The organism is Proteiniborus sp. MB09-C3 (genome assembly GCF_030263895.1).
GTDB lineage: Bacteria > Bacillota > Clostridia > Tissierellales > Proteiniboraceae > Proteiniborus.
This window is the reverse complement of the sequence record NZ_CP127161.1, coordinates 2,887,882-2,900,353: the sequence shown is the minus strand read 5'-3', so window position 1 is coordinate 2,900,353 and position 12,472 is coordinate 2,887,882. Positions and strand designations below refer to the sequence as shown.

Sequence of the window (12,472 nt, the reverse complement as noted above, 5' to 3'; positions counted from 1 at the left end):
AAATCCTGTTATCTTTGAAGCAAGTGATGCCAAAAGATATGAAAGAAGAGATGCTGCTAGACTAGATTAACTAGTTTTGCAGCATCTCCTTCGTCTTATTTTTCAAACACCTTTCCATAATAATCAGTTTCAAGTATTTTAGCAGAGTAATAAAACTTGTTTCTTACTATAGAAGAAATACTTTTCACATATCCTTCTTCAATTTCTATGCCATCAACTGGAGTAAATTCTTTTGTCAGAGAATTATAATTCCCCTTGTCAGTAATAAAGCTTCTATTTGAGAAAATAACTAAAGGCTCTGAATCAGAGAAAATATCCTTTCCCATAAGGAGTCTTGAATCATATTCAAGTCCCAATAAATTAGAAATAGTTGGGATAATATCAAGACTTGAGCAAGGCCTATCTATAATAACAGGTTTCATACCCTTTGTATATAGAATAAAGGCACTCTTATATAATTCAAAATTTTTTTCGACTTCATGGCCTGCAAGATTATCTATTTCATCGTCCTTAAGGCCATATGGATAATGATCTGCACTCAAGACAATGAGAGTCTTATCTGCAATACCAGCCTCTTCAAGCTGACTCAGTAAATATTCTAGAGCTCTATCAAGCTCTATCTGAGCTGCAATATATGCCTTGCCTTCTTCAAAATAAGGCAAGTCTTTTACGTACTCCTTATTTTTTGAAGAAATATAATTTCCGAAAAAGTTGTATTGCATATGACCGCTTACAGTCATGTAATAGGCATGAAAGGGCTGATTGCTAATATATTCAGGTATAGTTTTTTCCATCATTTCAAGGTCAGATTCAGGCCATGTTTTTTTCACGTCAAGACCATTTCCTACTCCTTTATAATCATAGCCCATATTAGGGTGAGAAACATCCCTTTTATAATAAGTATATGTATGATTATGATAAGCAACTGTCTTATAGTCAAGCTTTTTCAACTGATTTCCCATTACAAATGGCATATGATTTTTCCCTGAATGATAAAAGCTCCACACACCACTTTTAGGAATGAGTCCAGTGCATGCCACATATTCACCATCGGAGGTGCTTACTCCCCATATGGGATTATAGAAGTTGGTGAAATTATAGCCTTCATTAACTAGTTTGTATAGAGTTGGAGTTACATCTTTATTTACGGCATAATGTGAGAAACCTTCTGCTGTAATCAGAATAAGATTATATCCTTTGTATTTTCCTGTATATTCGTTTTTCTTTGTAGGCTGCTCATTCTTAAAATACTCATGCATATCTTTAATAGCTTTGTTTTCTTCCTTTGACATTAGAAGTTCAAAGTCTATATCTATAATATTGTATTCAATTTTTTCTTCTCCGACTAATTTTTTATCAGATTCAGCTATTGGAGTGGGAAATTCAGCTAAAGTAGGGTCTTTTTCATATGTGAGACAAGCAGATTTCTCACTAGAAGAATACGTTAGTTCTGTTGCTGAGGCTTTTAAAGAAGGAGACCATCCTGAAATCAATCTTTGGAAATCAAGCCTCACTGTTGTGACTAGTCCGAGCTTTTCTACTGAAAGGACAGGATAATTGCTGTTAAAATATAAATCATAGGCAGAGTTTTCATCAGTTCCATTAATATAAATAGCTTCTAAGCTCATAATATGCAAGAAAATGGTAAAATACATCAAGGAGAATTTATAGGATTTTTCAATTTTTCTAAAACAAAACAATTTCTGTCCTAAAACTATAATTAATATAACGGGAGCAAAAAATAGAATAATCCATAGAACATTTCGGAATATGAGAATTAAAATGTCTCTCCAGAATTCGAGAACCTGGGACCCATTTCCAAGTGAATAAGCAGTATAAAAGGTTCTAAAAAATTTGTAATATATCAATTGTGAAGAAAAAATAAACGCTAAAATTCCAAGAAATACTGAAGATAATATGTAATTAATTTTATCACTAAATGAGCTGCATATAATAAAAAGCAGGGCTGCCATAGAAATAGTAAATAATAAAGTAAATATTAGCCCAGAAGAAAAAAAGTTTTTTACTATCGATATTCTCAATATGAATTCCATGAAAAATAATGATAATATATAATAAAATAATAGATGCCTATCTTTATTTATTCTAATCATTTCCACAATCCCCCTCAGTTACATTATAGTAGTATAATATGATACAGTAAATAAAATAATTAGAAAAAGAAATATAAAAGTTGAATCTAGTTTGCATTTATATATCTTTAGTTTTTTGTTTGACATAAAAATCAAATAGTATAAAATGAAGAATAGAAAAGCTGTTGGGAGTTGAAGAAAGACATGAGAATAACATATCCAAAAGAAGTAGACATCATATTTAAAGAACTGAGAAGCAGCGGATATTCTAGATATATAGTTGGGGGATGTGTAAGAGATATCCTGCTAGGTAAAGAGCCATCTGATTGGGATATATGTACAGATGCAAAACCTGAGGATATACAAGAAATATTTAAAGAATATAGTACAATACCCACAGGATTGAAGCATGGCACCATAACTGTAGTAGTGAATAATAAAAACTTTGAGATTACAACCTTTAGAACGGATAAAGATTATATTGATAATAGAAGGCCTAGAGAAGTAGAATTTACCAAGGATATATATGAAGATTTAAAGAGAAGAGATTTTACAATCAATGCTCTTGCCTACAATGAACTTGTTGGATTAATTGATTGTTTTAATGGACAAAGAGATTTAGATGAAAAAATAATAAGGACTGTAGGCAATCCTAATGAACGATTTAACGAAGATGCATTAAGGATTATAAGAGGTGTTAGATTTTCCGCGCAGCTAGGCTTTGATATTGAAGCAGGTACTGCATTAGCAATGACAAATAATAGAGAGCTTCTTAAAAATATAAGTAATGAGAGAATTAGAGAAGAATTTTTAAAGATAATTATGACAGAAAAACCATCAGAAGGGATACGAAGGTTAGTTTCACTTAAACTGATGGAGTATATAGTGCCAGAGCTTATAGAATGTATAGGCTTTGAACAAAACAATTCTAACCATGATAAGGATGTATTTAATCATATTATGGAGGTTTTAGATAATACGGAGAAGGATATAACCCTAAGACTTGCAGCACTTCTCCATGATATAGGAAAGCCTCAATGTTTTACAGTAGATGAAAATGGTAAGGGACATTTTTATGGGCATCATAAAATAAGTGCTGAAAAAGCAGAGGAAATATTGACTAGACTTAAATTTGATAATAAAACCATAGACAGTGTAAGGCTTTTAGTTAATGAACATATGTCTAGGTATGATTTTTTAAGAGAAAAAAGCTATAAAAAGTTTATCAATAAGGTTGGTATAGATAATCTAGATAGACTTTTTAGACTCCAAATTGCAGACATTAAAGGCTCAGCACCACCTCATGACTTTACAAATATTGAAAACCTAAAAAAAGAATGCACAAGAATAATCAATCAAAAAGAGCCTATAACCTTAAGAGATTTAGATATTAATGGATACGATATAATGAATTTAGGAATAAATCAGGGCAAAGAAATAGGAGATATACTAAATTACTTATTAGAGGTTATATTAGAGAGCCCTGAGTTGAACAAAAAAGAATTATTGGCAGGACTAGCCAAACAGAAAATACAGCAAATAGATTTTCAGCAAAAGGAGAGTGAGGATAATGACAGTAACTAGCTTTTTAAGTAATTTTTCAGATATGGAGATTGGATTTGCAGTATATAGAATTGTAATTAGTATTATCTCATTTATAGTAATAGGAATAGATAAGTCAAAAGCTAAAAAAGGAGACTGGAGAGTAAGAGAGGCTACTCTAATCATACTAGCTCTTCTTGGGGGAGCTATTGGAGTATTAATTGGAATGGTGTTTTTTAATCATAAAACTAAAAAGCAAAAGTTCTATATTGGTGTCCCTGCCATTTACATATTAAATAGAATAATGACTACAATAATAACAGTATATCTAAACAACTTGCCAATGAAGCCTTAAGGAGTGACCACAATGGAAAATACAATTCAAGATATAATACAAGGTGAAAAGCTTATTTATGCAGTGCTGAGCAATTTGAAAAAGAAAAATGAAGTTGATTTTAATAAGGTTAGTATTAAGCCAGTGTTAATAAGAGAAGAAAAGAAATTTCAATTTACTTTTGAGTATGAAAAAAAGGTTATTCATAAAAATTTAGAATCACTAGAAGCTATTCAAGAAATAAATAGATTATTAAACGAATATTTTAGACAGGCTATGTTTTTTACAACAGAGGCAGATTATCAAATTCTAATTAGCAAAAAGGGTAAAGCCACAATACTAAAAAAGAATCCAACAAAAGAGAATGTAGACTTAAGCCATAACAGAAAAAAGGCCTATATTATTGAAGATGGTATACCCTGTGATTTTCTTATAAGACTAGGTGTAATGAATGAAAATGGAAAGGTTTTTTCAAAAAAGTATGACAAGTTTAGGCAAATTAATAGATTTATAGAAATGGTTGCAGATGTCATGCCAAGGATAAAGACGAATAAAACCTTGAATATTGTAGATTTTGGATGTGGAAAATCATATTTGACTTTTGCTTTATACCATTATCTTATAAATATATTAAATTTAAATGTAAATATAATAGGATTAGATTTAAAGCACGATGTTATCAATTTTTGCAACGAAGTAGCTAAAGACCTTGACTATAATAGGCTAAAATTTATACATGGTGACATAAAGGATTTTAGAGGATATGATAATGTAGACATGGTAGTGACGCTTCACGCCTGTGACACAGCCACTGATGCTGCATTGGTCAAGGCAGTAAATTGGGAAGCTCAAGCAATACTTTCAGTACCATGCTGTCAGCATGAACTCCTTGATACTATTCATAATCCTTTAATGATTCCAATGGAAAGGCACGGAATTATAAAAGAAAAGCTATCATCCTTAGTAACAGACAGTATTAGAGCAAATATTTTAGAGATATTAGGCTACTCTGTACAACTAATGGAATTTATAGATATGGAGCATACTCCCAAAAATATACTCATAAGAGCTATAAAAACTGATAATTTAAACAGAGATGCTGTAAAACAATATCTAGACTTCAAAGAGTTCTGGGGTATAGAAGAACTTTATATAGAAAAGGAATTGGGAGAGAAGCTAAAAAGACATCTAAACTTATAAATTATAGTTTTGAAAATGAAATCAAAATTCAATATTACCAATGACCCTAAGATTCTTGGCTTAGTTTAGAATGACCCAGCTGGTGTTATACTGAACGATAGCTAAGAATCTTATTTGTTTTTCTTGTTAATAATACCAACTAATTTAAGATTAATCTCTTTTAATTGCATGCTTAAGCTATCCATTTTATTTTCCATCTTCTGAAGCCTCCTAGGTATCTGAAATGCAATTGTATATACTAGATAAGCAGCCACAAATAATATCAAAATTATTTCAAACATTTATGCCCTCCTTAAGTACTCAAATTCATCCGTACATTATAATCAGCATGTACATTATAACAAACTTCCATAACTATAAAAACTTGTTTTGCAAAGTAAAAAAATAGGAAGGTATTTTAATTATCTATAAACTTGTACAATAATATAGAAATATTCAATTTCAAATTCAACAATAAAAGTGCTAACCTGTTACTTGTTGTGAATATAAACTAAAGTGTGAAAAAATTATCTATTGTAGCTAACTGTTTTAAAGATTAGCAATGTTTTTTTGTAATTATAATTGCCTTTTAAAATGAGGTGTTAACTTGGAAATAAGATTAGAAAAATTATCAAAGAAATTTGATACAGTAGGGGCAGTAAAAAATCTTAGCATAACTATTGATGATGGTGAGTTAGTTTCAATATTAGGGCCTAGTGGCTGCGGTAAAAGTACAACACTTTTTTTAATAGCGGGGCTTCATAAATTGTCCTCAGGGAATATTTTTTTTGGAAACATAAAAGTAAATGACATAGAGGCAGAGGATAGAGAAATTGGAATGGTATTTCAAAGCTATGCTCTATATCCTCATATGACAGTATTAAAGAACATAATGTTTCCATTAAAGATGAAAAAGGTTCCCAAGAAAGAGGCAGAAGTACAAGCAAAGGAAATTGCAAAACTGATGCATATAGATGAGCTGTTAAATCGTAAACCCTCTCAATTATCAGGGGGACAGCAGCAAAGGGTAGCCATAGCAAGAGCTTTAGTAAAAAAACCTAAGATATTACTTTTGGACGAGCCCTTATCTAACTTAGATGCCAGATTGAGGATTGAGCTTAGGGATGAAATAAGACGAATTCAAAAACAGGTTGGGATTACAACAATTTTTGTTACTCATGATCAAGAAGAGGCAATGAGTATATCGGATAAAATTCTTTTGATGAAGGATGGGGAGTGTCAACAATTTGCTACTCCTAAAGAAATGTATATGAATCCTGCAAATGAGTTTGTTGCTAGATTTCTAGGAAATCCTCCTATAAACCTGTTAAAAGGAAATTATATAGATGACACCAATTCTGTACAAATACAGGATGCAAATGTGATACTAGATATAGGTAAATATACATCAAATCTAAATAAAAGCAATGCGCAAGTAACTATAGGTATACGGCCAGAGGATTTATTCATAGCGGAAAAAGCTTATTCCTTTATTGGAAGCATAGTAAGTCTGCAAACCCTTGGAAAAGAAATATATGTAAAGACAAAAGTAGGAAAATGGGAGCTTGTTATGGTAACTCCTTGGGACCTAGATTTAAAAATCGGAGACAGTATAGCTTTAGGAATAAAGAAGCTGCATATTTTCTAAGAGGTGGTTAGATGAAAAAACCAGCAATTATACAAAAAATCTCAAATATAAAAGAAGTTAAAGCTTTTATATATCTGCTTCCAGCACTGTTAATTATAACAGTATTTCAAATATATCCTATAGTAAAATCTCTTGCAATGAGCTTTTATACTGACTTTGATTATCTTACAGATGAAGTCTATAGGAGGGGATTAGATAATTTTCAATATGTATTAACAGACCCAGACTTTTATCTAGCACTTAAGAATACATTTATATTTGTCTTAGGGGCAGTGCCATTATCCATAATCGTATCTCTAGGATTTGCATTACTCCTTAATTCAAACATAAAGCTAAAGAATTTTTTTAGAAGTGTATATTTTATTCCCTTTATTACATCTACAGTTGCTGTTTCAATAGTATGGCGCTGGATGTTTAACAAAGAATTTGGAATGGTAAACTCAATACTTATGATTTTTGGTGTAGAAAAAATAAACTGGCTGACAAACCCTAAGATGACTATACCAATGCTGGTTTTACTGAATGTCTGGAAGGGTATGGGATATAAAATAATTATCTTTTTAGCGGGACTTCAGAACATAGATGAAAGATATTACCTAGCAGCTAAAATTGATGGTGCATCTATATGGAGGAGATTTACTTCTGTAACAGTACCGTTACTTTCTCCAACACTATTTTTTGTATCAATAACCTCAGTAATTGGTTCATTTAAGATTTTTGATGAAGTATTTGTTCTATATGATAAGCAAACGGGCCCTCTTAAAAGTGGACTTACTATTGTATATTATATATTCAATAAGTTTAACAGGTATTGGCAGTTTTCAATAGCATCAGCGGCAGCCTTTGTATTGTTTATAATTATTTTAGTGTTTACTTTAATTCAGCTCAGGGTAGGACAGAAGAAAACCAATTATTGAGTTCTTTTAAGGGAGTAAAAGATATGAGAAAAAGAATTTTGCATAAAACAATTATATATTTGTTTTTACTAATAGGTGCAATCTTTATACTTTTGCCTTTTGCATGGATGATTTCTACATCCCTTAAGCCATCTAATGAGGTATTGATAATGCCTCCAAAATGGATACCATCAAAACTAGTGTGGGAAAACTATAAAATTGCTTTTAGATCTGCTCCTTTTAAAAGGTACTTTATAAATAGCATATTTGTAGCTGCTATGGTTACCATTGGTGAGTTAATTACAACTATATTAGCTGCATTTGCCTTTTCTAGGATTAAGTTTAAAGGCAGAGACATATTGTTTTCAATACTAATAGCAACTATGATGGTGCCTAGTGAGGTTTTGATTATTCCAAACTTTGTAACCCTTAGTAAGCTTGGATGGATAGATTCTTATAAGGCATTAATAATTCCTTGGTGTGCAAGTATATATGCAATATTTTTACTCAGACAATATTTTCTTGGAATACCTGAGCAGTTATATTATTCTGCCAAGATAGATGGATGCTCTGATATAAAATTTTTATGGCTAATAATGGTTCCCTTGGCTAAACCAGCCCTCATAACTCTAGCTATACTTAAAATTATAGGCAGCTGGAATTCATTTATGTGGCCTTTAATAGTTACAAATTCAGAGCATATGCGAACATTACCTGTAGCCTTATCTGCATTTTCCTCTGAGGCAGGAACAGATTATAATATTTTGATGGCAGCTGCTACGATGAACATAATTCCAGTATTTATTATTTACTTAATTCTCCAGAAACATATTGTTGCAGGAGTATCACGGACAGGTATAAAAGGATAATAAACCTTTATGACCTAACCCGATTTATGCATTTTATAAATCGTAGGTAGGTCAAATGCAACGAGGACCAACCCTGTCGTAGGTTTATGATAGGAGTGTCCGTTAGGACCAAATTTATGTGAGTGTTAACGAGCAAATAAATTTGTGTTGCGAGACTGCTTTATGACCTAACCCGATTTATGCATTTTATAAATCGTAGGTAGGTCAAATGCAACGAGGACCAAATTTATGTGAGTGTTAACGAGCAAATAAATTTGTGTTGCGAGACTGCTAAAGGGTTTATATATATAAAAAGCAATCTATCATACTTAACAAACAGGAGGGATATTTTATGAAAAAGCTTTTAGCATTAGTATTGTCATTAGTATTAGTATTTGGACTTATAGCATGTAATAATAGTCCAAAGACTACAACAGATGATGTAGCAGGAAATGAAGGTAGCCAACATGAAAGTCCAGACACAAAAGGAGAAGAAGCAACAATTGCAACTGAAATTACTAATCCAGTAGAAATTGAGTTTTGGCATGCAATGAGTGGGGCAAGTGGAGAAGCTCTTCAAAAACTAACAGATGATTTTAATGCAACTCATGATAACATAACTGTTAAATTAGTAAATCAAGGTGGATATAGAGATTTATTTGATAAATTAATGGGTGCAGCAAAAGCAAATCAGCTACCTGCAATTACTCAAATATATTCAAATAGACTATCCTGGTATGTATCTAAAGGCTTAGTAGAAGATTTAAACCCATATATGGAAAATGAAAAAATTGGATTGACAAAGACAGAAATAGAAGATTTTCCAAAATTGTTTTTAGATGATGGTATTTGGGATGGTAAACAATATGCTATGCCATTTAATAAAAGTCAAATGGTGCTTTATTATAACGTAGATATGCTTAAAGAAGCAGGTGTAGAAGTACCTACAACATGGGAAGAATGGAAAGAAGCAGCTAGAAAATTAACTGTAGATGAAGATGGGAATGGTGAACCAGAAATATATGGATTAGTTTTAGCAAACAATCTTTCAACAGATATAGCACCTTGGGTTAAACAAGCAGGTGGAGAAATAATCAGTGAAGAAAAAGACAAGGTTAATTTTGACACTCCAGAAACTAAGGAAGCTGTGGAATTTTTAAATAGCATGATACAAGAAAAGATTGCAAGATTAGCTGGAGAGGATAAAAATGCTAATGTTCCACTACAACAAGGCAGAGCAGCTATGTGTGTAGCTTCAACATCATCAATTCCATATATAGAAAAGGACTCTATAGAAGGTTTAAATTGGTTTGCAGCTCCACTTCCAGGTCATAAATCAAATGATCAATTATTTTATGGGACAAATGTAGCGGTATTTAATACTCTATCACCAGAAGAAAAATTAGCTGCATGGGAGTATACAAAATTCCTTACAAGTGCAGAAAGCACAGCATTCTTCTCACAACAAACAGGGTATCTACCTGTTAGAAAATCTGTTCAAGAATTAGATGACTACAAAAAATTCTTAGAAGAAAAGCCAGTTAAGGCTATTTCATTTCCAAGCATGGAAATTGGCTTCCAAGGGGCAAGAAATATTGGAGAAATAAATGCACTTGACGTATTAGGTGAAGAATTAGATCTAGTGTTCAGCAATGAAAAATCAATTGACGATGCATTGAAGGCTGCTCAAGAAAGAGGAGAAAGAGCAATGCAAGAGGCTAGAAATAACTAATAGAAAATATAAAAAAATACGACCAGCGTACTGTTGGTCGTATTTTTTTATTGTCATACTGAGCACTAGTGAATATAATCTTTAAAATCCAGTTATTTATTGTTCTATAATTGGCTTGATTTTATCCATAAAAGTAGTCATATCATTTTTATTAAAATCAATAAGTGGAAAGGAAATATTATTCTTGTTAAGAATGTTTTTTATCTCATCAATTAAAATTCCACTTTCTTCTGCTAAAGTTATAGTATTTAAAGTATCTTGAAGATAAGGATTGTTACCTAATTGTCCTCCCCATTTTCCAGAGCATGTTCTATAAACTCCACAGGTAGGACTGCCTTCAATGCCAACTAAGCCGACTATTTTGTAATTATTAGCTAAGTACTCCTGAATTTGCTCAAGATAAGGCTGGAAAAGTTCCCTGCAAATTTTTCTATAATAGAGAGTATCAAACTGTTCCTTAACATGACCCCATCTTTTTAATCCATAGCATGTCAATTCAGGACAGGGTAGCTGTATAATACCGATTTCATTATCTATAAGTAGATTAATAAATTCTTTAATATCTCCAGGAGGGTTAATATCAACTTTCTTTACCTTTGATTTTTCATTTATTACACAGTGACATAGTAAAATAACTTTTTTAACTTTATCCAATTTGCTCACTCCTTTATTGAATTAACTGCGTACTTGTTAAATTCTATTATTGGATATAGAGTAAGTCAAATTGTACTTTTAAATAAGAAAGCTATTATTTATCAATTTTTTCAATTGAACTAACGTAAATGACTGGAACAGTATGGGTATGGTCACTATCTGCCTCATCAGTTCTGCCAATTTTTCCTGATACTTTTATCCAATCACTATTTTGTATATCTTCAGGTAACTCTACATTAGTGAAATTAGCAGGTATATCAAACAATAGAGGCTCTCCACCTTCAAAAGAGTATTCAATACCTACAGAATATCCATCTTCAAATTCAAAAAACTGCATTTCAAAGGTCTGTGTCTCATCTATATAGTTATCAAGATTTTCATGAATGTCCATTATCTTTAACACAGTTTCATTGTCAATTAACTTTTTTAGATCATCAATGCTAAGATATTCTGACTGTGATTCATTGGAATCAGGTTGATTACCTAGACCCATTAGTCCTAGGGTGCCTACAGAGCCTAATAATAGTGCAAGCACAATAGGTATAACTATAATAGCTTTTTTATTAAATAATTTTGTTTTTTTCATGACTTCACACTCCATAATTATAGTTTAATATATTTTACTTAATATTTATTCATATAATTTTACTTCATTATGTCTATTATTATAGTATAATAAGACATAAAAGGACAAATAAAATTTAAATGCTGAGGAGGAATAGTTGTGGGAGAAATAAAATATGAGGTTGTTGAAGAAATAGCTGTATTTTCTGAATCATCAAAAGGCTGGACTAAGGAATTAAACCTAATCAGCTGGAATGCTAGAGAGCCTAAATATGATATTAGAGATTGGGCACCTGACAAGGAAAAGATGGGAAAAGGAATCACTTTGACGAAAGAAGAGCTAATTAGCTTAAGAGATGCTTTAAACAAAATAAAACTATAATTAAACTAGGATGGGATAGGATGGAAGATAAAATAATTATATATACAGATGGGGCATGCTCAGGGAATCAGCATGACGAAAATATAGGGGGATATGGAGCAGTACTTATATATAAAGATAATAGAAAAGAAATATGTGGTGGAGAAATCAACACCACTAATAATAGGATGGAGCTTAAAGCTTGTATTATGGCTCTCCAAGCCCTTAAGAAAAAAAGTATACCCATAGAAATACATACAGATTCTGCTTATTTATGTAATTGTTTTAACCAAAAATGGTATGTTAAATGGCAAAAAAATGGCTGGATTAATTCCAAAAAGGAGCCTGTTGAAAACAAAGATTTATGGAGCGAGTTAATTGATTTAGTCAATAGTTTTAATAGCATCAATTTCATAAAGGTTAAAGGACATAGTGGGATAGAGCTTAATGAATTAGCAGATGCATTAGCCAATAAAGGTATGGCAGAAGTAAAGAAATAATCTTGTAGTTAATGTGTAATCGTTCTGTAACATCTTAGATGTAAAAATAAAGTAGAATAAAGTAGAATATATATATTTTTTAAAATTTTTCAGCTTATATATTTCAAATAATTTTATGGAG

General features: G+C 31.5%; 13 protein-coding genes. 9 read left to right on the top strand and 4 right to left on the bottom strand.

Translation table 11 applies throughout. The annotated features are described in order from the left end of the window. Nucleotides 1-95 precede the first annotated feature (95 nt). The gene (locus QO263_RS14205; protein WP_285622807.1) at nucleotides 96-2,114 is read right to left on the bottom strand and encodes an LTA synthase family protein; all 2,019 of its coding nucleotides are present in this window, start codon (nucleotides 2,112-2,114) and stop codon (nucleotides 96-98) included. Nucleotides 2,115-2,297: 183 nt separating this feature from the next. Here QO263_RS14205 and QO263_RS14200 point away from each other — a divergent pair, with 183 nt between their 5' ends. The 3 genes from QO263_RS14200 to QO263_RS14190 are packed head-to-tail and all read left to right on the top strand — an operon-like array spanning nucleotide 2,298 to nucleotide 5,169. Continuing rightward, nucleotides 2,298-3,677, top strand: coding sequence for a CCA tRNA nucleotidyltransferase (locus QO263_RS14200; RefSeq protein ID WP_285622801.1), 1,380 nt, complete (start codon nucleotides 2,298-2,300; stop codon nucleotides 3,675-3,677). Beyond that, nucleotides 3,664-3,990 (top strand): DUF1294 domain-containing protein, encoded by a 327-nt coding sequence (locus QO263_RS14195; RefSeq protein ID WP_285622799.1) that lies wholly within the window; start codon nucleotides 3,664-3,666, stop codon nucleotides 3,988-3,990. The genes QO263_RS14200 and QO263_RS14195 overlap by 14 nt, the downstream gene beginning before the upstream one ends. Before the next feature lie 12 nt (nucleotides 3,991-4,002). Further along, nucleotides 4,003-5,169 (top strand): class I SAM-dependent methyltransferase, encoded by a 1,167-nt coding sequence (locus QO263_RS14190; RefSeq protein WP_285622798.1) that lies wholly within the window; start codon nucleotides 4,003-4,005, stop codon nucleotides 5,167-5,169. Between the two features lie 110 nt (nucleotides 5,170-5,279). Here the strand turns inward: QO263_RS14190 and QO263_RS14185 are convergent, their stop codons facing one another. Beyond that, the gene (locus tag QO263_RS14185) at nucleotides 5,280-5,450 is read right to left on the bottom strand and encodes a hypothetical protein (protein ID WP_285622795.1); all 171 of its coding nucleotides are present in this window, start codon (nucleotides 5,448-5,450) and stop codon (nucleotides 5,280-5,282) included. 305 nt (nucleotides 5,451-5,755) lie between these two features. Here QO263_RS14185 and QO263_RS14180 point away from each other — a divergent pair, with 305 nt between their 5' ends. The 4 genes from QO263_RS14180 to QO263_RS14165 all read left to right on the top strand — a co-directional run bounded on the left by QO263_RS14180 (nucleotide 5,756) and on the right by QO263_RS14165 (nucleotide 10,272). Beyond that, entirely contained in the window at nucleotides 5,756-6,796 is a 1,041-nt protein-coding gene (locus QO263_RS14180) for an ABC transporter ATP-binding protein (RefSeq protein WP_285622792.1), read from the top strand. Between the two features lie 11 nt (nucleotides 6,797-6,807). Next, nucleotides 6,808-7,713: a carbohydrate ABC transporter permease gene (locus tag QO263_RS14175; RefSeq protein ID WP_352168855.1), complete on the top strand. Its 906-nt coding sequence runs from the start codon at nucleotides 6,808-6,810 to the stop codon at nucleotides 7,711-7,713. 23 nt (nucleotides 7,714-7,736) lie between these two features. Next, on the top strand, nucleotides 7,737-8,561 hold the full coding sequence (locus QO263_RS14170) for a carbohydrate ABC transporter permease (protein WP_285622789.1): 825 nt from the start codon (nucleotides 7,737-7,739) through the stop codon (nucleotides 8,559-8,561). A gap of 331 nt (nucleotides 8,562-8,892) precedes the next feature. Continuing rightward, entirely contained in the window at nucleotides 8,893-10,272 is a 1,380-nt protein-coding gene (locus QO263_RS14165) for an ABC transporter substrate-binding protein (protein ID WP_285622787.1), read from the top strand. A 96-nt stretch (nucleotides 10,273-10,368) separates the two neighbouring features. On the opposite strand, the gene QO263_RS14160 is transcribed toward QO263_RS14165, so the two are convergent. Together QO263_RS14160 and QO263_RS14155 are read right to left on the bottom strand one after the other, a co-directional pair. Beyond that, nucleotides 10,369-10,926, bottom strand: coding sequence for a CD3072 family TudS-related putative desulfidase (locus tag QO263_RS14160; protein WP_285622785.1), 558 nt, complete (start codon nucleotides 10,924-10,926; stop codon nucleotides 10,369-10,371). A gap of 94 nt (nucleotides 10,927-11,020) precedes the next feature. Continuing rightward, the gene (locus QO263_RS14155; RefSeq protein WP_285622783.1) at nucleotides 11,021-11,512 is read right to left on the bottom strand and encodes a hypothetical protein; all 492 of its coding nucleotides are present in this window, start codon (nucleotides 11,510-11,512) and stop codon (nucleotides 11,021-11,023) included. Nucleotides 11,513-11,650: 138 nt separating this feature from the next. Here QO263_RS14155 and QO263_RS14150 point away from each other — a divergent pair, with 138 nt between their 5' ends. Beyond that, nucleotides 11,651-11,872, top strand: coding sequence for a YdbC family protein (locus QO263_RS14150; protein WP_285622780.1), 222 nt, complete (start codon nucleotides 11,651-11,653; stop codon nucleotides 11,870-11,872). 20 nt (nucleotides 11,873-11,892) lie between these two features. Next, complete coding sequence (gene rnhA / locus QO263_RS14145; protein ID WP_285622777.1) at nucleotides 11,893-12,351, top strand: ribonuclease HI; 459 nt, start codon at nucleotides 11,893-11,895, stop codon at nucleotides 12,349-12,351. Nucleotides 12,352-12,472: the final 121 nt, after the last annotated feature.

What these genes read in the sequence shown, in the direction of transcription:
- QO263_RS14205 (WP_285622807.1), bottom strand. Translation starts at nt 2,114, where the DNA reads ATGATTAGAATAAATAAAGATAGGCATCTATTATTTTATTATATATTA.
- QO263_RS14200 (WP_285622801.1), top strand. Translation starts at nt 2,298, where the DNA reads ATGAGAATAACATATCCAAAAGAAGTAGACATCATATTTAAAGAACTG.
- QO263_RS14195 (WP_285622799.1), top strand. Translation starts at nt 3,664, where the DNA reads ATGACAGTAACTAGCTTTTTAAGTAATTTTTCAGATATGGAGATTGGA.
- QO263_RS14190 (WP_285622798.1), top strand. Translation starts at nt 4,003, where the DNA reads ATGGAAAATACAATTCAAGATATAATACAAGGTGAAAAGCTTATTTAT.
- QO263_RS14185 (WP_285622795.1), bottom strand. Translation starts at nt 5,450, where the DNA reads ATGTTTGAAATAATTTTGATATTATTTGTGGCTGCTTATCTAGTATAT.
- QO263_RS14175 (WP_352168855.1), top strand. Translation starts at nt 6,808, where the DNA reads ATGAAAAAACCAGCAATTATACAAAAAATCTCAAATATAAAAGAAGTT.
- QO263_RS14170 (WP_285622789.1), top strand. Translation starts at nt 7,737, where the DNA reads ATGAGAAAAAGAATTTTGCATAAAACAATTATATATTTGTTTTTACTA.
- QO263_RS14165 (WP_285622787.1), top strand. Translation starts at nt 8,893, where the DNA reads ATGAAAAAGCTTTTAGCATTAGTATTGTCATTAGTATTAGTATTTGGA.
- QO263_RS14155 (WP_285622783.1), bottom strand. Translation starts at nt 11,512, where the DNA reads ATGAAAAAAACAAAATTATTTAATAAAAAAGCTATTATAGTTATACCT.
- rnhA (WP_285622777.1), top strand. Translation starts at nt 11,893, where the DNA reads ATGGAAGATAAAATAATTATATATACAGATGGGGCATGCTCAGGGAAT.